Origin of the sequence: Streptomyces sp. NPDC050263 (assembly GCF_040655955.1) — a bacterium.
Classification (GTDB): domain Bacteria; phylum Actinomycetota; class Actinomycetes; order Streptomycetales; family Streptomycetaceae; genus Streptomyces.
Map to the genome: position 1 here is coordinate 34316 of NZ_JBFAKW010000033.1, position 22667 is coordinate 56982.

Sequence of the window (22667 nt, forward strand, 5' to 3'; positions counted from 1 at the left end):
CGCGGTTCAGGCCGGGCGGGGGAGGGCGAGCGCCGGCAGCACCGACGATCCGACCGCTTCGATCAGCTCGGTCGGCGGATGGTACGAGCCGACGTGCTGCAGGAGAACCCCGGTGACTCCGGCGGCGTGCAGGGCGCGGAGCCGTTCGGTGAGCTGCTCGGCCGTCCCGAACAGACAGAACTCCTCGGCGAAGCGCAGGGCCGCCGCGTCGCTGATCCAGGCCGAACAGATCTCGACGGCCGCGTCCCAGTCCTCGGCGTGCACCAGGTCCGGGTAGACGCCCGCCACCGTCGCGGGGACGTCCACGTCGATCCCCGCGAGTGCGAGGAACGGCGCTCCGCCGTTCTGGGCGATCGACGCGCAGACGGGCTTGAGCCGGCGCGCCGCGGACTCGACGTCGTCGGTCACCGCGCAGAACGCGGACGCGGTCAACGGGATCGTGTCGTACGCCCGGCCGGCCGCCTCCGCGCCTTCCCGCACCCGGGCGGTCGCGCCGGCGAGGGTCGCCGGTGAGACTCCGCTGAGGAGGATGACGCCGTCGGCGACCTCGCCGGCCAGCCGCAGGTTCCGCGGCCCGCTCGCCGCGAGATGCAGCGGCACCCCGGCCTGCGGATCGCGGAGCCGGGAGCGGACCTTGCCCTCGAAGTCCCATTCCTGACCGTCCAGCAGGGCGCGCAGCATGCCCAGGCCTTCGCGCATCGACGCCGACGTGGTCTGCCGCAGGCCGATCGGCCCGACCGAGCTGTTGCCCACGCCGAGGCCGAGCGTGAACCGGCCCGGGGCGAGCTCCGCGACGCTGCGGGCGGCCGAGGCGACGACGGCCGGATGCCGGGTCGCCAGGTTGGTGACCGCGGTGCCCAGACCGATGCGCCCGGTGCCCAGGGCCGCGGCGGTCAGCGTGGTGAACACATCCCGCCACAGCAGCTGGGAGTCCGGGAACCAGACGTCGTCGAAGCCCAGTTCCTCCGCCCGGCGCACGGTCTCGACCACCCGGTCCGCCCGGTCGCAGGGCGGGACACGGATCCCGATCCGCGGGGCCGTCGCCCCTGCGCCGGTCACCGCGAGCCGCTCGGCGACGCGCTGACGAGGGGCGTGTCGGCGCCCACCGGACCGATCCCTGCGGCACCGCCCGGGGCGCCCAGGGGCGCGCTGCGGCCCGGCAGGGTCTCGTCGAAGAAGCGCCGGTTGTCGGCGCGGAACTCCGGGTCGGCGAGCCGGTCCACGGTGATCGCCAGCTCGGGGCAGGCCGTCTCGCAGGCGCCGCAGTCGATGCACTCCACCGGGTTGATGTAGAGCTTGCGCTCGCCCTCGTAGATGCAGTCGACCGGGCACTCCTCCATACAGGACCGGTCCATGATGTCGACGCAGGCCGGGCCGATGACATAGGCCATGTCAGTGCTCCTTCTCGGTGGAATGCCCGGGGAACAGCTGCGCCTCCGGGTCGATGACGGTGGCGGCGTTGTTGACGGCGGTGGCGACCTCGCCGAAGCCCACCGAGATCAGCCGCACCTTGCCCGGGTAGTCGGTGATGTCCCCGGCGGCGAACACCCGCGGCAGATTCGTGGCCATGCGGGTGTCCACCGCGATCTTCCGGGCGTTGAGGGTCAGCCCCCAGTGCTGGAGCGGGCCGAGGTCGGCGAGGAAACCGAGCGCGGCGACGACCGTGCGCGCCGGCAGCGGACGGGTGTCCTGGGTGACCCGGTGCCGGACCTCCACCCGCTCCAGGCGGTCGTCGCCGTGCAGCGCGCTCACCTCGGAGTCGGTGATGAGCTCGATGCCGAGGGCGCGGACCTTGTCGACCGACGCGCGGTGCGCACGGAACCGGGCGGTGCGGTGGACGAGCGTGACGGACCGGGCGACGGGGGCGAGCAGCGCGGCCCAGTCGAAGGCGCTGTCGCCGCCGCCGACGACCACGACGTCGTGATCGACATGGGCGGCCGCGTCCGGCACGAAGTACACCTGGCCGCGACCGAGGTAGTCCTCACCGGCCGGCAGGGGTCGCGGCGTGAACGTCCCCACACCGCCGGTGATCACCACCGCCCCCGCCCTGACGACCGTCCCCTGATCGCCGCGGACGACGGGCCGCCCGTCGGAGTCGTAGGTCAGTTCCACCGCACGCTCCCCGAGGAGGTAGCGGGGGCCGTACGGCTCCGCCTGGGCGACCAGGGCGGCGACCAGATCCCGCCCGCGCACCGACGGAAAGCCGGCGATGTCGAAGATGGGCTTCTCCGGGTACATCGCGCTGATCTGGCCGCCGCGCAGGGGCAGGACGTCCATGACCGCGACGCGCAGCCCCCGGAAACCCGCGTAGTAGGCGCCGTAGAGGCCCGACGGGCCGGCGCCGATGATCAGGACATCGGTCTCGACCACCCGCGAGGCGTCCGTGGCGACCGGCTCATCTGAAAGAACGCTCATGGGGCAGGAGCGTATGAACGCTCCCGCCGCCGCCCAACGGAACCGGTCCGCCTGCCGGTACGCCCCACCGGAACACATCACAATCTGCGGCGCGTGGCGTGTCTGCGGGCTGGGCGAAACCTGGTGCGGCCTTTGCCGCGCCATTCTTGTACCTGCAACTACTTTGCAGAAGCCTTGTGGGTGCGGCTGAAAACGGCCGTCCGCCGACAGGTAAGGCCCACGTCCCCATGACCACGGTGCACCGCATCCGTACATCGATGACCCGCAAGGAGTGGGCGAGCCTCGGCGGGATGGCCGCGTTCATCCTGGCGTTGCACGTCATCGGCTGGTTCACGCTCGTCGTGCTCGTCGCCCCCGAGCACTACAGCCTGGGCGGCAAGACGTTCGGCATCGGGATCGGCGTCACCGCCTACACGCTGGGCATGCGGCACGCCTTCGACGCCGATCACATCGCGGCGATCGACAACACCACCCGGAAGCTGATGAGCGAGGGGCAGCGGCCGCTGTCGGTCGGCTTCTGGTTCTCCCTCGGCCATTCCAGCGTCGTCTTCGCCCTGACCTTCCTGCTCTCCCTGGGCGTCAGGGAACTGGCCGGGCCGGTCCAGGACGACGGCTCGGCGCTGCACAGCGTCACCGGCTGGATCGGCACGACCGTCTCCGGGACCTTCCTCTACCTGATCGCGATCATCAACCTCGTGATCATGGCGGGGATCTGGAAGGTCTTCCGGCAGATGCGCTCCGGCCACTTCGACGAGGCCGCTCTCGAGGAGCAGCTCGACAACCGGGGCTTCATGAACCGCCTCCTCGGCCGTCTGATGAAGTCGATCACCGCGCCCTGGCAGATGTATCCCCTGGGCATCCTCTTCGGCCTCGGCTTCGACACGGCCACGGAGGTCGCGCTGCTGGTGCTGGCCGGTTCGGGCGCGGCCTCGGGCCTGCCCTGGTACGCGATCCTGTGCCTGCCGGTCCTGTTCGCGGCCGGCATGTCGCTGCTCGACACCATCGACGGCTCGTTCATGAACTTCGCCTACGGCTGGGCCTTCTCCAAGCCCGTCCGCAAGGTCTACTACAACCTCACCATCACCGGCCTGTCCGTCGCCGTCGCGCTCGTCGTCGGCACCGTCGAACTCCTCGGCCTCATCGCGGACCGGGCCGGCCTGCACGGCCCGTTCTGGGACCGGGTCTCCGGCCTCGACCTCAACATCATCGGATACGTCATCGTCGGCCTGTTCTTCGCCACCTGGGCGGTCGCCCTGCTGGTGTGGAAGGTCGGCCGGATCGAGGAGAAGTGGACGACTGGCCTGGCCCGGCCCGCGCCCGTCGAACAGTGCGACGCCTAGGGGGCTTCTGATGGATCTCCGTGGGAGAGTGCGTGCCGGGCGTCGCGACGCCGCGGAGATCCATCAGAAGCCCCCTAGCCCGGCCGCCGTCCCGCCTGTCGGCCGAAGGCGTCCAGGATGCGTTCCGCGGCCAGGGTCGCCGTCAACTCGCCCTCCCTGACCTGCTGTTCCAGGGCAGGCGCCAGGGCCCGTACCGCCGGGTCGGCGTGCAGGCGGCCCAGGAGGTCGTCGCGGACCATGTTCCAGGTCCAGTCGACCTGCTGGTCGCGGCGTTTGGCGGCGAGCCGCCCGGTGGAGTCCAGCAGCGTGCGGTGCTGTTCGAGGCGCTCCCAGACGGTGTCCAGGCCGGACCCTTCCCGCGCACTGCAACTCAGCACCGGCGGTGACCAGAACGCGTCCGCGCCGTGCATCAGGCGCAACGCGCCCGCCAGTTCACGTGCGGCGGAGCGGGCGTCGCGTTCGTGCGGGCCGTCCGCCTTGTTGACGGCGAGGACGTCGGCCAGCTCCAGGACGCCCTTCTTGATGCCCTGCAACTGGTCTCCGGTGCGGGCCAGGGTGAGCAGCAGGAAGGAGTCGACCATGTCGGCGACGGCGGTCTCGGACTGTCCGACGCCCACCGTCTCCACCAGGACGACGTCGTAACCGGCAGCCTCCATCACCACGATCGACTCGCGGGTCGCCTTCGCCACCCCGCCCAGCGTCCCGGCGGTGGGGGAGGGGCGTACGAAGGCCGCGGGGTCGACGGCGAGGCGTTCCATCCGGGTCTTGTCGCCGAGGATCGAACCACCGGTACGGCTGGACGAGGGGTCCACGGCCAGGACCGCCACCCGGTGCCCGAGCCCGGTCAGCATGGTGCCGAACGCGTCGATGAACGTCGACTTGCCCACGCCGGGCACCCCGCTGACGCCGATCCGCCGCGCCCGGCCGCTGTGCGGCAGCAGCTCGGTCAGCAACTCCTGTGCCAGCGACCGGTGTTGGGGGCGGGTGGACTCGACGAGCGTGATGGCGCGGGCGACGACCGCCCGCTTCCCGTCGAGTACACCCTTCACATACGTGTCGAGGTCGAGTGCCATGGTCCGCGCGGGCCTCAGAGTTCGTGCCCGAGACCGGCGGACAACCGCTCGACGAGGTCGTATGCCGCGTCCGGGATCACCGTGCCGGGCGGGAACACGGCCGCCGCGCCCATCTCCAGGAGTGTGGGAACGTCCTGCGGCGGGATCACCCCGCCGACCACGATCATGATGTCCTCGCGGCCCTCCTCGGCCAACTGCTCGCGCAGCGCCGGGACGAGGGTGAGGTGCCCGGCGGCCAGCGAGGAGACCCCGACGATGTGCACGTCCGCCTCGACGGCCTGGCGGGCCACCTCGGCCGGGGTCTGGAACAGCGGGCCGACGTCGACGTCGAAGCCGAGGTCGGCGAAGGCGGTCGCGATCACCTTCTGGCCGCGGTCGTGGCCGTCCTGGCCCATCTTGGCGACCAGGATGCGCGGCCGGCGGCCCTCGGCCTCCTCGAAGGAGTCCACCAGCGCGCGGGTGCGGTCGACGGACGGGGACTCGCCTGCCTCGTTGCGGTACACGCCGGAGATGGTACGGATCTGGCTCGCGTGCCGCCCGTACACCTTCTCCAGGGCGTCGGAGATCTCCCCGACGGTCGCCTTCGCGCGCGCCGCGTTCACGGCCAGCTCCAGCAGGTTGCCCTCGCCCCCGGCGGCCCGGGTGAGCGCGTCCAGCGCGTCCTGGCAGGCCCGCTCGTCGCGCTCCGCCCGCAGCCGCCGCAGCTTCTCGATCTGCTGGGCGCGCACCGAGGAGTTGTCGACCTTGAGGACGTCGATCGCCTCGTCGGTCTCGACGCGGTACTTGTTGACGCCGATGACCGGCTGGCGTCCCGAGTCGATGCGCGCCTGGGTGCGGGCGGCCGCCTCCTCCACGCGCAGCTTGGGGATGCCGGCGTCGATGGCCTGCGCCATGCCGCCCGCCTGCTCTACCTCCTGGATGTGCTGCCAGGCCCGGCGGGCGAGGTCGTAGGTGAGCTTCTCGACGTAGGCGCTGCCGCCCCACGGGTCGATCACCCGGCAGGTCCCCGACTCCTGCTGGAGCAGCAGCTGGGTGTTGCGGGCGATGCGCGCCGAGAAGTCGGTGGGCAGGGCGAGGGCCTCGTCGAGCGCGTTGGTGTGCAGCGACTGGGTGTGGCCCTGGGTCGCCGCCATCGCCTCCACGCACGTGCGCGTGACGTTGTTGAACACGTCCTGTGCGGTCAGCGACCAGCCCGAGGTCTGCGAATGGGTGCGCAGCGAGAGGGACTTGGCGTTCTTCGGGTCGAACTGCTTCACCAGCTTCGCCCACAGCAGGCGGGCCGCGCGCAGCTTGGCGACCTCCATGAAGAAGTTCATGCCGATGGCCCAGAAGAACGACAGCCGGGGCGCGAACGCGTCCACGTCCAGGCCCGCTTCCCGCCCGGCCCGGAGGTACTCCACGCCGTCCGCGAGGGTGTACGCCAGCTCCAGGTCGGCCGTCGCGCCCGCCTCCTGGATGTGGTACCCGGAGATGGAGATCGAGTTGTAGCGGGGCATCCGCTGCGAGGTGAAGGCGAAGATGTCGGAGATGATCCGCATCGACGGCTTCGGCGGATAGATGTAGGTGTTGCGGACCATGAACTCTTTGAGGATGTCGTTCTGGATGGTCCCCGCGAGCTTCTCCGCCGGTACGCCCTGCTCCTCCGCCGCCACGATGTACAGCGCGAGGACGGGCAGCACCGCGCCGTTCATCGTCATCGACACGGTCATCCTGTCCAGCGGGATGCCGTCGAAGAGCTGCCGCATGTCGTAGATCGAGTCGATCGCCACGCCCGCCATGCCGACGTCACCGGTCACCCGCGGGTGGTCGCTGTCGTAGCCGCGGTGCGTGGGCAGGTCGAAGGCGACCGACAGGCCCTTCTGGCCGGCGGCCAGATTACGCCGGTAGAAGGCGTTGGACTCCTCGGCCGTGGAGAAGCCCGCATACTGGCGGATCGTCCACGGCTGGTTGACGTACATCGTCGGATACGGGCCGCGCAGATACGGGGCCATGCCCGGGTGGGTGCCCAGGAAGTCCAGGCCCTCCAGGTCCTGCCCGGTGTAGAGCGGCTTGACCGCGATGCCCTCCGGGGTCTCCCAGAGCAGGTCGTCCCCGTCGGCGGCCCGCTTGACGGCCGAACGCCACTCGTCGGGGCCGCCGTCGGCGGTCGGGGTCCCCAGCTCGATGCCGGAGAAATCGGGGATCGCCCCCATCGGACGGTCTCCCATCAGGACACTCCCATACGGTCGAGGGCGGCGGACAGGACGGCGACCGCGTCACATCCCGCGAAGACATGGCTGTCCACCCCGGTGTACTGCCCGGGGCGGCCCGCCAGGAACACGTGCGAGGCACCGGCGGCCTTCAGCTGCGCGGCCACGGACTCGGCCTGCTCCCCGTACAGCGCGTCGCTGGAGCACAGGCAGGCCTCCCGCGCCCCGCTCTCCTCGAACCCGCCCTCCGTGACGGGCTCGATGCCGCCCGCCTGGAACAGGTTGGCGGCGAAGGTGAGACGGGCGGTGTGCGCGGCCGCCGGGCCGAGGGCGGCCAGATAGACCCGGGGCCGGGCGCCGGTCGCGGCGAGGTGGGCGTCGGAACGGGCGCGCAGCGCCTCGAACGCCTCGTCGCGCCGCACGCGCGGCAGTCCGCCGGACGGCGGCGCGGGCGCGGGCGCGCGGACGACCGGCTTCTCCGCCAGGTGCGGGAACTCGCTGACGCCGGTGACGGGCTCGCGGCGCTTGGCGAGCTTCGCGCTGCGCACCGACCACGTCTCGGCCAGCCGCTCACGGATCGCTCCGGAGCGCAGCGCGGCCGCCTGGCCGCCGGCCTGCTCGATGCCCTGGAAGAACTCCCAGCCCGCGTGGGCCAGTTCGTCGGTGAGCCGCTCCACGTACCAGGAGCCGCCTGCCGGATCGATCACCCGGGACAGATGGGACTCCTCGATGAGGATCGTCGAGGTGTTGCGGGCGATGCGCCGCGCGAACGCGTCCGGAAGACCGAGGGCGTCGTCGAAGGGCAGCACGGTGACGGAGTCGGCGCCGCCGGCCCCGGCGGCCAGCGTGGCGATCGTGGTGCGCAGCATGTTCACCCACGGGTCGCGGCGCGTCATCATCACCGGCGAGGTCACCGCGTGCTGGCGCTGGGCGCCCGCCTCCGGGGCCCCGCAGGCCTGGGCCACCCTGGCCCACAGCCGGCGCGCCGCCCGCAGCTTGGCGATGGTCAGGAACTGGTCGGCGGTGGCCGCGTACCGGAACTCGAGCTGCGCACACGCCTGGCCGACGCTCAGCCCGGCTTCGGTCAGCTCCCGCAGACAGGCGACCCCGGTCGCCAGCGAGCAGCCCAGCTCCTGGGCGGCCGAACCGCCGGCCTCGTGGTACGGCAGCGCGTCCACGGTCAGCGCCCGCAGCCCCGGATACCCCTCGGCGCACCGCCGCGCGAGACGGGCCGTCGGCGCGAACTCCAGCGCCTCGCCCGTACGGGCCTCATGGCCCAGCGGATCCGCGCCCAGGTTCCCGCGCGCGGCCTCCGCGCCGACGCCCCGCTCCGCGTAGATCCGCAGCAACTCGCCCGCGGCCGACTCGACTTCACGGCCGGCGTCGAGGACGACCGGCGCCAGATCGAGATAGACGCCGTCCAGCGCCTTGTCGAGCGACGACACCGGGACGGCGTCCCGGCCGACGACCAGCCAGAGCGAGGTGACGCCGTTCTCCAGGTCGGTCAGGACCGCGGAGCCGTCCGCCGAGGCGTGCCGCTGGCGTACGTCCCAGCCGCCTACGGTGTTCCCCTCCGCGCGGCCCCCGCGCACGAACGGAGCGAAGCCGGGAAGGCCGGGATCCGGGGCGGTCTCGCGCGCGGTGTAGAGGGGTCGGGTGCCGAGCCCGTCCTCCAGCACGGTGGACAGGGCGTCCTCCGCCGCTGCTCCGGAGACCTCCTTGCCCGACTTGCTCAGGACGCCTTCCACGAGACGTTGCCACTGTTCACGTGTCGTGTCGGGGAACTCGGCGGCGAGCGAGAGCCCGTCGTCAGGCAGCACTGTCATGCTCGGATGCTAGGCCAGATCTCTAAAGCCGCAGCAGAGCGCGGGGCTGTGAGCTTGTTCTCCCGAAAAGTGTGGTGTGGATCACCCGTTCGGCCGGTCCCTAGGATTCCTGGCAGAAACCGACGAGATCATGCGCGTCAACGTGGCGCGCGGCCCCTGACGGAGGCGAACCGATGAACGGCCCGACCAGCCCGACCAGCGCGACGAACACGTCCGGAACGATCGCGGACGAGGAACCCGTCCTGCTGCACACCGACGGACGAGCCGCCCACATCACTCTCAACCGCCCCAAGGCCCTCAACGCCCTGAACCATCTCATGGTGCGCCGCATCGACGAAGCCCTCACCGCCTGGGAGCACGACCCGGCGGTCGAGACCGTCGTCATCACCGGCGCCGGGGAGCGCGGCCTGTGCGCGGGCGGCGACATCCGCGCCGTCCACGACGACGCCCGCGACGCGGACGGCGCCGCCTCGGCCGCGTTCTGGCGCGACGAGTACCGCCTCAACGCACGCATCGCCCGCTACCCCAAGCCGTACGTCGCCGTCATGGACGGCATCGTCATGGGCGGCGGCGTCGGCGTGTCCGCGCACGGCAGCGTCCGGATCGCCACCGAGCGCTCGCGCATCGCCATGCCCGAGACCGGCATCGGCTTCGTCCCGGACGTGGGCGGCACCCACCTCCTCGGGCTCGCACCCGGCGAACTGGGCACCCACCTCGCGCTGACGGGCGCGCAGATCGGCGCCGAAGACGCGGTGCTGTGCGGGCTGGCCGACCACTACGTGCCGTCCCCCTCCCTGCCCGACCTAGTCGGCGACCTTGGGCGCCTGCCCGTCCGGGAGGCCCTCGTGCCTCATGTGCGGCCTGCTCCGGAGGGGGCGTTGACCGGCCACCGGGAGTGGATCGACGACTGCTATGCCGCCGACACGGTCGAGGAGATCGTCCGGCGACTGTTCGCGCACGGCGACCCGGCCGCGAAGGAGGCCGCGGAGACCCTGCTCACCAAGTCGCCCACCACACTGAAGGTCACGTTGACGGCGCTGCGGCGCGCCCGTCGGCTCGGCTCGCTGGAGCGGGTGCTGGAGCAGGAGTACCGCGTGTCCTGCGCGGCCCTGTCCACCGCCGACCTGGTCGAGGGCATCCGCGCCCAGGTCATCGACAAGGACCGCACCCCGCGCTGGTCGCCGGCCACCCTCGCCGAGGTCACCGACGCCGATGTCGAGCGCTACTTCCGCCCCCTCGGGGAACGACGGGGACTCGGGCTCGACGGCTGAGAGCCTGGTCAGCCGGAAGCGTCGGCCCGGCCGAGTGCTCGGCGGGGTGCTCGGCCGGGTGCCCGCTCGCCCCCCGCGCGAGGGGCGAGCGTGCCGGCCGGGACGACTCGGGCTAGGTGTTCTGTCCCGGGAGGTTGCGGCCGCGGCGACCAGGTTCTCCAGCGAGGTGCGGGTCTCGGGCCAGCCGCGGGTCTTCAGTCCGCAGTCGGGGTTGACCCACAGCCGTTCGGCGGGGATCGCCCTGAGACCGGTGCGCAGCAGTTCGGCCGCCTCCCGCACGCTCGGGACGCGCGGGGAGTGGATGTCGTACACGCCGGGACCGGCCTCGCGCGGGTAGCCGTGGGCGGCGAGTTCACGGGCGACCTGCATGTGCGAGCGGGCGGCCTCCAGGCTGATCACGTCGGCGTCGAGGTCGTCGATGGCCTGGACGATGTCACCGAACTCGGCGTAGCACATGTGGGTGTGGATCTGGGTGTCCGGACGGACGCCGCTCGTCGTCAGCCGGAACGCCTCCGTGGCCCACGCGAGGTAGGCGGGGTGGTCGGCGGCGCGCAGCGGGAGCGTCTCGCGCGGGTGACGAACTGGGCGGCGACCGACTGCGCGCAACACGGCGCGGTCGTCCGTCCCGTATGTACGCCGACCCGCCCACGAGGTCACCGGGATGTCCGCGCACGAGTGGCTCGCGCGCGGGCAGTCGGCAGGTCTTCGGACTCGCGGGCACGTCCTCCTGGTCGGAGGACACCTAATGGCCGTCGCTTCCCAGATCCCGTTCACGGGGTCCAGTGCTCATGACGGCGGTCGTTCCCGCTCACCGCTGCGGGCAGTCCCGGATTCACACCGGGTTCCCTCTTGCGACGCATCCCGTCCGGCTGACGGGGCGAACCAGCTGCACCGGCCACCCTACGCTCACTTCCCGGCGACCGTCCCCAGGAAGCGGATGAAGGGCCTGTCGTCGCCGGGGTCGGGGCGGGTGACCGTGGCGCGCACGCCGTAGACGTCGGCGATCAGGGACTCGGTGAGGGTGGCGGCAGGGGTGCCGGCGGCCACCACCCGGCCCTCCCGGAGCACGACGACCTGGTCGCAGTACATGGCCGCCAGGTTCAGGTCGTGCAGGGCGACGACGCTGGTGACGGGCAGTTCTGCGACCAGGTTCAACAGGTCGAGCTGGTGCTGGATGTCCAGGTGGTTGGTCGGTTCGTCCAGCAGCAGTTCGCGCGGCTCCTGGGCGAGGGCACGGGCGATCTGGACGCGCTGGCGTTCCCCGCCGGAGAGCGTGTGCCAGGGCTGGTCCAGACGGTCGGTGAGCCCGGTGCGTTCGAGGGCGGTGCGGACAGCCCTCTCGTCCGCCCCGGTCGTCGGCGTCCAGGCGCGGCGGTGCGGGACACGGCCCAGGCGTACGACGTCGGCCACGGTCAACTCGACCAGCGTGTCGGCCTGTTGCTCGACGACGGCCACGCGCCGGGCGACGGCTCGGCGGCCCCAGTCGCCCAGCGGGCGGCCGTCGAGCGTCACCACGCCCGAGGCGGGGGACAGGACGCCGGACAGCACGCGCAACAGGGTCGACTTGCCGGATCCGTTGGGGCCGAGCAGCCCGGTCACGGAGCCGGGCCGAGGGGCGAGGCTGACGCCGTCGAGGATCAGCCGTCCGTCGGCGGAGCGGCTGACCCGGTCGGCGCCGAGGGTGGGTGACCGACCCTCGGCGGCGTGCGTCCCGCTCAACGCGTCCTCCTCATGGGGTCCCCCTCATCGTGTCCCTCTCGTGCGGTACAGGACCAGGACGAACGCCGGGACGCCGACGAGCGACGTCACCACGCCCACCGGCACCTCCTGCGGGTCCAGGACGGTACGGGCCAGGGTGTCGGCCCACACCAGGAACACCGCCCCGGCGAGCGCGCCGACCGGCAGCAGCCGGGTGTGCCCCGGGCCGACCAGGGCGCGGGCCGCGTGCGGCAGGACGAGCCCGACGAAGCCGATCGCGCCCGCCGCGCTCACCAGCACGGCCGTCAGCAGCGCCGTCACGCACAGCAGCACCAGCCGGGTCCGGACCACCGCGACCCCGAGCGTGGCCGCCGCGTCCTGGCCGAAGGCGAACGCGTCCAGGGTGCGCGCGTACCCGAGGCACACCGCCAAGGCCCCGGTCAGGACGGTCAGACAGAGCCACACCTCGGTCCAGCCGGCCCCGCTGAGCGACCCGAGCAGCCAGAACAGCACGCCCCGGGTGGTCTCCGCGTCGGCCGCCGTCATCACGACGAACGAGGTCACGGCCGAGAACAACTGCATCGCGGCCACACCGGACAGCACCACCCGGTCCGTCGTACCGCCGAGCGTGTGGCTGAGCAGCAGCACCAGCGCGAACGAGCCGAGCGCGCCCACGAACGCGCCCCCCGACACGGACACGACGCTCCCGCCGACTCCGAGCACGACCACGACGACCGCCCCGGTCGACGCCCCGGAGGAGACCCCCAGGACGAAGGGGTCGGCGAGCGGGTTGCGCAGCAGCGACTGCAGCACCGCCCCGCACACGGCCAGCCCGGCACCGCACACCGCGGCGAGCAGGGTGCGCGGCAGCCGCAGGTTCCAGACGATGCCGTCCCGGATGGGGGACAGGTCCGAGGCGCCCCAGCCCAGATGGGAGGCGACCGTGGACCAGACGTCCCCGACGCCGATGTCCGCGGGCCCGATCGTGATGGCCACGGCGACGGACACCGCCAGCACCGCGAGCCCGGCGACCGGACCGGCCACGCCCCGCAGCACCCCGGCGGCTGCCCGGAGCCGTCGGACCCCGGGCGACCGCAGGGCGGTGGTCATCCGGCGAGCCCGTACGCGCGCAGCGCCGCGGCGACCTTCTCCACGCCTTCGACCGTGCGGATCGTGGGGTTCATGGCCTGCCCGCTGAGCAGCACGTACCGCTTCTGCTTCACCGCGTCCATGTTCTTGGTCGCCGGGTCGGACTCCAGGAACGCGATCTTCCGCGCGGCGGTCTCGGCCGTCTGCGACTTACGGGTGAGGTCGCCGATGACCAGTACGTCGGGGTTGCGGTCGGCGACGGTCTCCCAGTTGACCTGCGGCCATTCCTGCGTGCTGTCGTCGAAGACGTTCTTCGCGCCGAGCGCGTTCGTGATGATGCCCGGCGCACCGCAACAGCCCGCCAGGTAGGGGGACTCCTGGTTCGCGAACCAGTACAGGACGGTGGCGTTCTCGGCGTCGATCCCGGACGTGGCCTCGGCGACCCGGCCCTCGAGCTGCGTGACCAGCTTCTCGCCGCGCTCCTCCACCCCGAAGATCCGCGCCAGGTCGCGCACCTCGCGGTACACGGTGTCCATGGCCAGCGGCTCGGTCCGTGAGCCGTCGCCGTCGCCGCTGTTGTCCTTGCCCTCGCAGTCGGCGGGCGAGAGATACGTCGGCACCCCCAGCTCCTCGAACTTCTCGCGGGGAGCCACTCCGCCCTTGCTCAGCGTGGACGCGAAGGACGAGGCGACGAAGTCCGGCTCGGCGGCCAGCACCTTCTCGAACGACGGCTGGTTGTCGGCGAGCCGGGGCACCTTCGCGTCGGCCTTCTCCAGCCCCTTCATGACCGGGTCGGTCCAGGTGGCGGTGCCTGCCATCCGGTCGGCCAGGCCGAGCGAGAGCATGATCTCGGTGGTGCCCTGGTTCAGCGAGACGGCCCGCTTCGGAGGCGACTCGACGGTCACCTTCTGCCCGCAGTTGTCCAGCGTGACGGCCTTCGCGGACGCGGCGGCGCCCGAAGCCCCCTCGGACGACGAGCCCGAACCGCAGGCGGACAGCAGCAGTGCCCCGGACAGGAGCAGGACGGAACGGCGGGCGGGGCGTGACAGATGCACGAGGCGGCTTCCTAGGCGTCGAGGCCCATGCGCGGGGCCCGTTCGGACGGTCGGTTGCCAGCAGGTCTTCGGACTCGGGATCACCCCGGCGGGGCACCTTCCCAGACCCGGCCGTGGCCGTCGTCCAGTGGTTGCCGCCCCGCCCGTCACCCTTACCGCTGCGCGTCAGTTCCGGACTCCCACCGGATTCCCTGACCCGTGCACGCGTACGACCGCGTGTACGAATACGACTGGCGTCCGGAAATTACCATAGCCTTACCTAATCGCCCTACCTGCAACGTTCGTTTGCCCTACGGCGCTGCACCGGGGACGTAGTGGGCGTTGCGGTCGACCGAGCGGTAGACGTCGGGCGCGATGGGCCGGCGCAGTTCCTCGGCGAGGTGCCCGAGGAGCCCGGCCGTCCGGGCGAGCAGGGCGAAGCCGCGCAGCAGTTCGAGGGGGAGTCCGAGATCGGCGAGCGCCGCCCCGCAGACTCCGGCGCCGTTGAGGGGCAGCGCACGGCCGAGGACGTCCGGCGCCGTGCGCCCGACGGCCTCGAACAGGGCGAGGTGGGGGCCGTGGACGCCTTCCTCGTGGGCGATGCGGATGATGACCGGCGTCCGTGGGTCGCCCTCCTTGTGCACCGGGTGGCCGAGGCCGGGCACGAGCTGCTTCGCCGCCTTGCGTTCCGTCAGCGCTTCCCGTGCGAGCGCGTCCCATTCGGCCTCGGTGGCGGGGAGGGGCTCACCCGCCGCGTTCACCGCGGCGAGCACCTCGGCGAGGAAGCGGCCGGTGTCCTCGGTGACGCCCAGGAAGCGGGAGCCGCCGCCGAGCAGCCCGGCGGCGAGGGCCCCTTGCACGGACTCCGGCGCGGAGTACAGGGTCATGCGCGCGGCGATGGCGGTGGGGGTGAAACCGTGGTCGGCCAGCGCGACCAGCACCGTTTCGAAGAGCCGCACCTCGCCCGCGGTCGGGCGGCGCTGGGTGGCGAGCCAGAACGCGAGCTCGCCGAAGCCGACCTTGCCCATCAGGTCCTCCGCCAGGTTCTGCCCGAGGAGGCTGATGGTGGCGGCGTCCGAGGTCCCGAGACCGGTCGGGTATCGGGGCGGGTACTCGGGCTGGGGCTGGGGCTGTCCGGCGGTCATCGGTCCGTCTCCCTTTCCTTGTCCGCCGCGAGCCAGGCCCGCAGCTCTTCGCCGTGCTGGTCGAGGGCGGGGGGCGGAAGGTCGTGCCGGGGCGGGGTGCCGCTGAAGGTGATCGGGTTGCGGATCATCGGCACGGAGCCCGGCCCGCTGCCCAGGGTGACCACCGGGTCGAGCCCCAGGTCCGCCGCGAGCGCGACGCCTCCGTCGACGTGGTTGATCGGTCCGCAGGGCACACCCGCCGCGGACAGTCTCCTGAACCAGTCGTCCGCCGGGCGCTGTGCGAGCTTGGCGACCAGCAGCGGACGCAGTTGCTCGCGGTTGCGGGTGCGGGCCTCGTTGCCGGCGAACCGAGGGTCGTCGACCAGCTCGTCCAGGCCCAGTTCGACGCAGAGTCTGCGGAACTGGCCGTCGTTGCCCGCGATGACGATGAGGTCCTTGTCGGCCGTGGGCAGCGGTTCGTAGGGGAACAGGCTGGGATGTGCGTTGCCCATCCGGTGCGGGACGACCTCCCCGGCCACGTGGGCCGAGGTGTGGTTCACCAGTCCCGACAGTGCGGAGGAGAGGAGGTTGACCTCGACGTGCTGTCCGGCCCCGGTCGCGTTGCGGTGGTTGAGGGCGGCCAGGATCCCGATGGCGGCGTGCATGCCGGTCATGACGTCGAACACCGAGATCCCCGCCCGGTACGGCGGACCGTCCGCGTCCCCGGTCAGGCTCATGAGTCCGGACGCCGCCTGGACCAGCAGGTCGTAGCCGGGCAGGGACGCCCCGCCCGCCGTGCCGAACCCGCTGATCGACGTGTAGATCAGCCCGGGGTTGTCCGTGCGGACCGTGTCGTAGTCCAGGCCGAACCGGGCCAGACCGCCCGGCTTGAAGTTCTCGATCATGATGTCCGCACGCGAGACCAGTTCCTGGGCCAGGCGCAGATCCTCGGCGTTCTTGAGGTCCAGGGCGAGGGAGCGCTTGTTGCGGTTGACGCCGAGGTAATAGGTCGACACCCCGTCCCGGACCGGCGGCATCCAGGTGCGCGTGTCGTCGCCGGACGGCGATTCCACCTTGATCACCTCGGCGCCCAGGTCCGCCAGCAGCATGGTGGCGTACGGCCCGGCCAGGATGCGGGAGAAGTCGGCGATCAGCAGCCCGTCGAGGGCGCCGGCTGTGACGGTCATCGAGCGACACCTTTCACTGTGTCCGGCAGGCGGACCAATGTCCGCCAGTGTGGTTCCTCGGTCCGTCCACTGTCAATCACGAGAGGTGCCGGCGCGAGAAGCGGCGATACAGTGGCGGACGACCATCCGCTGGGCGTACGGAGGGACGAAAGATGCGCCGGGACACCGGCCCCGACTTCATCGAGGCCCTCGCGCGAGGGCTCGACGTGCTGCGGGGCTTTCAGCCGGGCAGGCCGTGCATGACGCTGAGCGAGGTCGCCGCCGAGGCGCAGCTGGCCAGGCCCACGGCCCGCCGGATCCTCATCACGCTCCAGGAACTGGGGTACGTGCGCAGCGGCGAGGGCGGTTTCTCGCTGACGCCCCGGGTGCTGGAACTCGGGATGACCTACATCGGTTCGCAGAACATCTGGGAACTGGCGGAACCGCACCTGCGCGCCCTGGTGGCCCGTACCCGGGAGTCGTCCTCGATCGCGCAGCTCGACGGCTCCGACATCGTCTACGTCTGCCGGGTCGCCATGCCCAAACTGGTGACGCTGTCGGTGACCGTCGGCACCCGTTTCCCCGCCGCGCAGACCTCCCTCGGGAAAGTGCTCCTCGCGGCCCTCGACGAAGCCGAACTCGACCGCGTGCTCGCCCAGCCCGGCAGGTCGGGCATCGAGCCCCGGCACCGGCCGCAGCGCGAGGAACTCGACGAGATGCTGCGCGACGTACGGGCCAAGGGCTGGGCGGTCACCGACGAGGAACTCGCCCTCGGCATCCGGTCCGTCGCCGCGCCCATCCGCAACGGCCAGGGCCGGACGGTCGCGGCGGTGAACGTGAACGCCCACGCCGCCGAGACCTCGGTCGAGCACCTCCTGGAGCACCACCTCCCCCCGCTGCTCCGCACGGCCGGCGACATCAGCTCGGACTGGGCGGCATGGGAAGGGCGTCCCATCGCCATGCTCGCCCCCCGGGCCGGCTGAGACCAGATCCTTGTGAAACCCCTGATCGTCCTCGTGCACGGGGCCAACCACGACGGCTGGTGCTGGAGTCCGGTCCTGGAGCGGCTGGACCGGATCGGGGTCGCGGGCCGGGCGATCGATCTGCCGCTCACCTCCTTCGAGGAGGACACCGCCGCCGTGCGAGCGGCGGTCCGCGAAGCCGCGGGGGCACGGCCCGTGGTGCTCGTCGCGCACAGCTACGGCGGCCTCCCGGTGGCGGCCGGCGGGCACGAGGCGGACCGGCTGGTCTTCGTCGCGGCGCGGATGCCGCTGCCCGGAGAGTCGCCCGCGGAGCGCACACCCCGGTGGGGCCACCCGGAGTTCCGGGCGGCCTGGGACACGGACGACGACGGAGCCGTCGTCCTGCGTGCGGAGGCCCGCGAGGTGCTCTACTCGCACTCGCCGCCCGACCTGGCCGAGGCGGCGGCGCGGCGCTGGCGGCCGATGCGGAGCCGGGTGCCGCGGGCGCCGATCGCCCACCCCGCGTGGACGTCCGTGCCCACTGCCTACGTGGTCTGCGCGAAGGACCGCACGGTACGGGTCGAGGCCCAGCGCGCATGCGCGGCGCACGCGAGCGAGAGCGTCGAGATCGACTGCGACCATTCCCCCTTCTTCTCGGCCCCGGACCGGCTGACGGCGATTCTCGCCGAGCAGGCGACCGGTGGCTTCCCCGCCCTGCCGGGCTATTGACAGCGGGAAGAGCCTCGCGCGATCGTCGATCCGTGCCCGCCTGACGGACAGGTGTCCGAAGATTCCTCCGGTTCGGTCGACCGCCGCCGCCCGGAAGCGGGAGATCGCGAAGGAGAGTCAAAGATGACGCAGTCGACGCAGTCACTGCCGACGCGGCTTCACCACAACGCCTACGTCACGCGGGACCAGGAGGCGACCCGGGCGTTCTACGAGGACCTCATCGGGCTGCCGCTGGTCGCGACCTGGAAGGAGTCCGACGAGCTCTTCGGGGCCGTGCGCACCTACTGCCACACCTTCTACGGCCTCGGAGACGGCAGCGCGCTCGCCTTCTTCCAGTTCGCCGACCCCGCCGACCAGGAGGAGTTCGGCCCGCGGATGCCGCACTCGCCGTTCCAGCACATCGCCCTCAAGGTCACCGAGGAGGTCCAGAAGAACCTCGCCCAGCGCCTCGAGGACGCCGGCTGGAAGCCCGACGAGACCTATGTCCTGGAACACGGATACTGCCGCTCGCTCTACACCAGCGACCCGAACGGCCTCCTGCTCGAGTTCACCCTGGACGCCCCCGGCATCGAGGAGTCCGACGAGGAGCGGCGGCGCACCGCACGCGCCGAACTCAAGTCCTGGCTCGACGGCGACCACGTCAGCAACAACACCTACCGCTGAGCCGCCTTCCGGACGAGTTCGCAGATCTGCGCCTCCGTGGCGGCGGTCAGTTCCGTCAGGGCGTAGGCGGTGGGCCACAGGGCGCCCTCGTCGAGCTTCGCCTGGTCGCTGAAGCCGAGCGTGGCGTACCGGGTCTTGAACTTCTGCGCGCTCTGGAAGAAGCAGACGACCTTGCCGTCCCTGGCGTAGGCGGGCATCCCGTACCAGAGCTTCGGCGAGAGGTCCGGGGCGGCGGACCTGACGATCGCGTGGAGCCGCTCGGCGAGCACGCGGTCCGCGTCCGCCATCCCGGCGATCTTCGCGAGGACGTCGCCTTCCGCCTCGGCCTTGGCCGTGCGCGGGCTGCGGCGCGCGGACGTCTTCAACTCCTGCGCGTGCTCCTTCATCGCGTCGCGTTCCTCGGTCGTGAACCCGTCGAACTTCGTGGCGGGCGTGGCGGTGCTCCGGGCGGAATTCCGGGTGTTCGTCATGACAGATTCCCTCTGCTGTGAAGTGTGGTCAGGCCCTGTGAAGTGTGGTCAGGCCCTGTGACGTGTGGTCAGGCCCGGTGGAATGCGGTCAGGCGAGCCAGCGGCCGTCGCGCATCAGCTCGCGGCCCGGCAGTTCGTCCGCCTCGCGCCAGCTCTGGACGCGGCGCGGGGTGATCCGGAACCAGCGGTACGGCGTCGCCGATGCGCGCGGGTCGAAACCGGTGCGTGCGGCGAACCGGTCACCCGACTGCCGGGGCAGCGCGTCGATCTCCAGGACCTCGACCTCGCCCTCGATCATGGACACGTCGCGGGTGTGGCCCAGGCCCAGCCGAGTGGTCCGGCCGGCGGTCAGGTTCCTGCCGGTCGGGCTGCCGGCCGGGGTGGCGACCAACAGCGTCCCGCCGTCCCAGTCGAACGACAACGGCACGAGATACGGCACGCCGTCCGCCGAGGCGCTGGACACCCAGACGTCGACGTCATGGGTGAGCCGGTGCTCGGTGTCCCGGCGACGCACGGCGCGGGGGCGCGCCCGGGTGGACGAACCGGTCATGGTCACTCCTGTGGTCGTGGGTCCCGATCGACCCGGCGGCCGTGCCCTGCCGGGTCGATCGCCGTGGTCAGAGGCTCTCCCGGCCTGGGCACGGGCCGCCTCCGTGCCCACCACGGAAAGCGCCACGGATAATGACTCGGTGTCCAGTCCAGTGGTCCCAGGGGTGCCGGCGGTCTCGAGCCGGGAAGCCGAAGTGCTCGCGCTGCTCGGCGAACACCTCAGCAACGCGGAGATCTCCGCGCGGCTGTTCATCTCCGTGCGCACCGTCGAGTCACATGTCTCCGCACTGCTGCGCAAGTTGGGGGTGCCGGACCGGCGGGCGCTCTCCCGGCGCGCGGCCGAATCCACCCGCGCCGACCGGTCGCGCCCGGCACCCGCCCTCCCCGCGCCGCTGACCGCGTTCGTCGGCCGGGTCCGGGAGTGCGCGGAGCTGGCCGAGGCGGTGAAGACGCGCCGTCAGGTGACCGCCGTCGGTCCGGGCGGCGTGGGCAAGACACGACTCGCCTTGGCGGTGGCGGCGGAGGCGGCCGACGACTTCGCCGACGGCGTGTGGTTCGTCGACCTGGCCCCGATCACCGATCCCGGGCGGGTCGCAGCGGCGGTCGCGGCGGCCGCGGGCGTGGGCGAGCAGCCCGGTCGCGGCATCGACGAGGCGGTGCTCGCCGCACTGGCGGACCGCGAGGCGCTGCTGGTGCTGGACAACTGCGAGCAGATACGCGACGGGGTCGCGCCGTTCCTGGAACGGCTGCTGGTGGCCTGCCCGCGGCTGCGCGTGCTCGCGACCAGCCGGGCCCGGATGATGGTGCCGTTCGAGTGGGCCTTCCCCGTTCCGCCGCTGTCCTGGGCCGGCGGTGGCGACTCCGAGGCCGTGACCCTGTTCATGGAACGCGCGGCGGCGGCCGGCCCGCCCCCGGACCCGGCGCTGCGCGGCCGGATCGCGGCCGTGTGCGAACGCCTCGACGGCATGGCGCTGGCCATCGAACTGGCGGCGGCCCGCTGGCCCACGCTCGGACTGGACGGTCTCACGGCCGGCCTGTCCGACCAGCTGCGGATCCTCTCCGGCGGACCCCGCGCCGACGACAGACACCGGTCGGTGCGGGCCGCGCTGGACTGGAGCCATGACCTCCTCCAGCCGCGGGATCGGGCGCTGCTGCGCCGGATCTCGGTGTTCGTCATGCCGTTCACCGCTGACGCGGCCACGGTGGTGGCCGGCTTCGCCCCGCTGGAGCCGGCCGCGGTCACCGACGGACTCGGCAGACTCGCCGAACAGAGCCTGCTCACGGCGACACCGTCCGCCACCGGCACCCGGTACCAGGCGCTGGAGACCATCCGCCAGTACGGGACGCAGCGGCTCGACGCCGCCGGTGAGCTGACGGACGTCCGCTCTCGCCATGTCGGCTGGTGCCTGGCGGGAGCGTCCGCCCTCACGGGAGGTCAGGGCGCGGACTGGCGTCCACGGTTCGACGCGCTGGCGGAGGATCTCCGAGCAGCCCTCACCTGGGCCGCCGACCGGCCGGAACAGCGCGGGGACGCCCATCGCCTCGCCCTGGCCATGGGCGGGCTGACCTTCACCCGCAACCTGCTCGGCGAGGCCCAGCAACGCTTCGAACAGGCCGCCGCGCTCGCCGCCGAAACCGATGGGTCCGACGGGTCCGACGGATCCGCTGAAGCCGCGGCGCTGCGGGAGGCCGCCGGGGTGGCCGGTTGCCGCCGACTCGGCGACGACATGTTCCGCCTGCACCGGGCCGCCGCGGAGGCCGCCCGCCGAGCCGGCGACACCGCGGGGGCCGGCCGGGACCTCGCCGCCGCCGCGACCGTCGCGTACCGCTTCTCCAGCGAGTTCACACTGATCCCCACGGTGGACGAGGCGACCGCAGTGCTCACGGCAGCGCGCGAGCTGTTCGACGGCGACCGGGACGACGGTAGTGGCGACGGCGATCCGGCTGCCGAGGCGGCCGTCGCGCTGGCCGAGGCGGCGGTGATCGCGGACGCGTTCGGCGCGGTCCAGGGCGCCGCGGACAACACCGCGCACGAGACGGTCGAGTACGCCGAACGGGCCGTCGAACTCGCCCGGGGGACAGGCGACCCGGTGGCCGAGTCCGCCGCCCTCGACGCGCTCTCCGGCGCGCGGACCTGGGCCGGTGACTCCTTCGGCGCGGCGGCCGCCGCCCGGCGGCGGATCGACCTCCTGGCCTCGGTACCGCGCACCCCCGCCGGCACCCACGAGCGGATGGACGCCCTCGCCATGGCCGCCGGCACCGCCCTCGGCGTGGGTCGGTTGCCGCAGGCCCGCCGGTGGGGCAGGGAACTCGCCGACCAGCCGCTGTTCGCCGAGGTGGGCCACCACGCCACGTCCTGGCTCCTGGTCGCGGACGCGTTCGCGGGCCACGGCGACGCAGTACGCGCAGGCAGCGTGCGATTCCTCGACGCGTGGCAGCGGAGCGGTCGGCAGCGGTCGTTCTCGCTCGGCCCGGCCGCCGCGTCGGTCGCGATGATCCACGGCCTGCGCGGCGACCACGACTCCAGGGCCGCCTGGCTCGACGTCGTAGACCAGGCGGGCACCGCGGAGGAGCACCGCCACGGGTACGGCGCGGTCTTCGACACCCTGGTCCTGCTCCATCACGGGGACCCGGACGCGGCCCTGGAACGCGTCGCACCGGAGCCGGATCAGGTATGGAAGTGGGTCTCCTGGATCTGGCTGCACTGGTACGTGGCGCTCCGCGCGGAGGCTTCGGTGCTCGCCGGGCACCCGGACGCCCGCGACCGGGTCGACGCCGCCCGGAGTCTGGTCGCCGGCAACCCGGTCGCCACCGCCCAACTGGACCGTGCACAGGCCCTGTCGGACGGCGACCCGACGCGGCTGCTCACCGCGGCGACGGCATTCGAGGCGGCGGGCTGCCCCTACCAGTCGGCGCGCACGCTGCTGCTCGCCGGAGACGGCCACACCACCGCCGGCGCGACGGCACTCACCGACCTCGGCCTGTTCGGGACGGGCTGAAAGCTCGTCGGCGAAGTGCGAAGTGCGAAGTTCAAATGACCGCCCGCCTGCCGCGAGGTGTTCCCCGTCA

General features: G+C 72.3%; 19 protein-coding genes, 1 pseudogene and 2 riboswitches. Of the genes and pseudogenes, 6 read left to right on the forward strand and 14 right to left on the reverse strand.

All coding sequences use genetic code 11. From position 1 onward, the window contains the following. Positions 1-6 precede the first annotated feature (6 nt). The 3 genes from AB0J04_RS17525 to AB0J04_RS17535 are packed head-to-tail and all read right to left on the reverse strand — an operon-like array spanning position 7 to position 2415. Positions 7-1059 (reverse strand): LLM class flavin-dependent oxidoreductase, encoded by a 1053-nt coding sequence (locus AB0J04_RS17525; RefSeq protein WP_363169335.1) that lies wholly within the window; start codon positions 1057-1059, stop codon positions 7-9. Next, positions 1056-1391, reverse strand: a complete 336-nt coding sequence (fdxA, locus tag AB0J04_RS17530) for a ferredoxin (RefSeq protein WP_363169336.1) — start codon at positions 1389-1391, stop codon at positions 1056-1058. Before fdxA ends, AB0J04_RS17525 begins: the two co-directional genes overlap by 4 nt. Before the next feature lies 1 nt (position 1392). Then, complete coding sequence (locus tag AB0J04_RS17535) at positions 1393-2415, reverse strand: NAD(P)/FAD-dependent oxidoreductase (protein WP_363169337.1); 1023 nt, start codon at positions 2413-2415, stop codon at positions 1393-1395. A 227-nt stretch (positions 2416-2642) separates the two neighbouring features. On the opposite strand from AB0J04_RS17535, the gene AB0J04_RS17540 reads away from it, so the two are divergent. Next, positions 2643-3755, forward strand: a complete 1113-nt coding sequence (locus AB0J04_RS17540; protein ID WP_363169338.1) for a HoxN/HupN/NixA family nickel/cobalt transporter — start codon at positions 2643-2645, stop codon at positions 3753-3755. Between the two features lie 74 nt (positions 3756-3829). Here the strand turns inward: AB0J04_RS17540 and meaB are convergent, their stop codons facing one another. Genes meaB through AB0J04_RS17555 form a run of 3 tightly spaced genes read right to left on the reverse strand, consistent with a single transcriptional unit; the run spans position 3830 to position 8843 of the window. Next, positions 3830-4828, reverse strand: coding sequence for a methylmalonyl Co-A mutase-associated GTPase MeaB (gene meaB, locus AB0J04_RS17545; RefSeq protein WP_363169339.1), 999 nt, complete (start codon positions 4826-4828; stop codon positions 3830-3832). 14 nt (positions 4829-4842) lie between these two features. Beyond that, a complete protein-coding gene (scpA, locus tag AB0J04_RS17550; protein ID WP_363169373.1) occupies positions 4843-7020 on the reverse strand; it encodes a methylmalonyl-CoA mutase in 2178 nt (725 codons plus the stop codon). A gap of 14 nt (positions 7021-7034) precedes the next feature. Beyond that, positions 7035-8843, reverse strand: a complete 1809-nt coding sequence (locus AB0J04_RS17555) for a methylmalonyl-CoA mutase family protein (protein WP_363169340.1) — start codon at positions 8841-8843, stop codon at positions 7035-7037. A gap of 173 nt (positions 8844-9016) precedes the next feature. Between AB0J04_RS17555 and AB0J04_RS17560 the strand changes: the two genes are divergently transcribed. Then, positions 9017-10114 (forward strand): enoyl-CoA hydratase/isomerase family protein, encoded by a 1098-nt coding sequence (locus AB0J04_RS17560; protein WP_363169341.1) that lies wholly within the window; start codon positions 9017-9019, stop codon positions 10112-10114. A 144-nt stretch (positions 10115-10258) separates the two neighbouring features. Here AB0J04_RS17560 and AB0J04_RS17565 read toward each other — a convergent pair. From AB0J04_RS17565 to AB0J04_RS17590, 6 genes and pseudogenes are all read right to left on the reverse strand, one after another. Further along, positions 10259-10684, reverse strand: a pseudogene (locus AB0J04_RS17565) (5-methyltetrahydropteroyltriglutamate--homocysteine S-methyltransferase); the annotation flags it as partial. Between the two features lie 122 nt (positions 10685-10806). Next, a riboswitch (cobalamin riboswitch) is annotated at positions 10807-11001 on the reverse strand. A 19-nt stretch (positions 11002-11020) separates the two neighbouring features. After that, positions 11021-11833 carry an ABC transporter ATP-binding protein gene (locus tag AB0J04_RS17570; protein WP_363169342.1) on the reverse strand — a complete coding sequence of 271 codons (813 nt, stop codon included), beginning with the start codon at positions 11831-11833 and terminating at the stop codon, positions 11021-11023. Between the two features lie 24 nt (positions 11834-11857). Beyond that, on the reverse strand, positions 11858-12922 hold the full coding sequence (locus AB0J04_RS17575) for an iron chelate uptake ABC transporter family permease subunit (RefSeq protein ID WP_363169343.1): 1065 nt from the start codon (positions 12920-12922) through the stop codon (positions 11858-11860). Next, complete coding sequence (locus AB0J04_RS17580) at positions 12919-13956, reverse strand: ABC transporter substrate-binding protein (RefSeq protein WP_363169345.1); 1038 nt, start codon at positions 13954-13956, stop codon at positions 12919-12921. The genes AB0J04_RS17575 and AB0J04_RS17580 overlap by 4 nt, the downstream gene beginning before the upstream one ends. A 41-nt stretch (positions 13957-13997) precedes the next feature. Next, positions 13998-14206: riboswitch (cobalamin riboswitch) on the reverse strand. 40 nt (positions 14207-14246) lie between these two features. Continuing rightward, the gene (locus AB0J04_RS17585; RefSeq protein ID WP_363169346.1) at positions 14247-15080 is read right to left on the reverse strand and encodes a citryl-CoA lyase; all 834 of its coding nucleotides are present in this window, start codon (positions 15078-15080) and stop codon (positions 14247-14249) included. Further along, positions 15077-16246, reverse strand: a complete 1170-nt coding sequence (locus AB0J04_RS17590) for a CoA transferase (protein ID WP_363169347.1) — start codon at positions 16244-16246, stop codon at positions 15077-15079. Before AB0J04_RS17590 ends, AB0J04_RS17585 begins: the two co-directional genes overlap by 4 nt. Before the next feature lie 152 nt (positions 16247-16398). Between AB0J04_RS17590 and AB0J04_RS17595 the strand changes: the two genes are divergently transcribed. The 3 genes from AB0J04_RS17595 (at position 16399) to AB0J04_RS17605 (ending at position 18579) form a co-directional block, all read left to right on the forward strand. Beyond that, positions 16399-17208 (forward strand): IclR family transcriptional regulator C-terminal domain-containing protein, encoded by an 810-nt coding sequence (locus tag AB0J04_RS17595; protein WP_363169348.1) that lies wholly within the window; start codon positions 16399-16401, stop codon positions 17206-17208. Positions 17209-17220: 12 nt separating this feature from the next. Continuing rightward, positions 17221-17916: an alpha/beta fold hydrolase gene (locus AB0J04_RS17600; protein ID WP_363169349.1), complete on the forward strand. Its 696-nt coding sequence runs from the start codon at positions 17221-17223 to the stop codon at positions 17914-17916. A 123-nt stretch (positions 17917-18039) separates the two neighbouring features. Further along, complete coding sequence (locus AB0J04_RS17605; RefSeq protein ID WP_363169350.1) at positions 18040-18579, forward strand: VOC family protein; 540 nt, start codon at positions 18040-18042, stop codon at positions 18577-18579. On the opposite strand, the gene AB0J04_RS17610 is transcribed toward AB0J04_RS17605, so the two are convergent. Together AB0J04_RS17610 and AB0J04_RS17615 are read right to left on the reverse strand one after the other, a co-directional pair. Further along, a complete protein-coding gene (locus tag AB0J04_RS17610) occupies positions 18570-19049 on the reverse strand; it encodes a DUF1801 domain-containing protein (RefSeq protein ID WP_363169351.1) in 480 nt (159 codons plus the stop codon). The two genes, AB0J04_RS17605 and AB0J04_RS17610, sit on opposite strands and share 10 nt — an antisense overlap. Positions 19050-19137: 88 nt before the next feature. Further along, positions 19138-19599, reverse strand: a complete 462-nt coding sequence (locus tag AB0J04_RS17615; RefSeq protein WP_363169352.1) for a pyridoxamine 5'-phosphate oxidase family protein — start codon at positions 19597-19599, stop codon at positions 19138-19140. Positions 19600-19738: 139 nt separating this feature from the next. Here AB0J04_RS17615 and AB0J04_RS17620 point away from each other — a divergent pair, with 139 nt between their 5' ends. Continuing rightward, a complete protein-coding gene (locus AB0J04_RS17620; RefSeq protein ID WP_363169353.1) occupies positions 19739-22597 on the forward strand; it encodes a LuxR C-terminal-related transcriptional regulator in 2859 nt (952 codons plus the stop codon). The last annotated feature ends 70 nt before the right edge of the window (positions 22598-22667 follow it).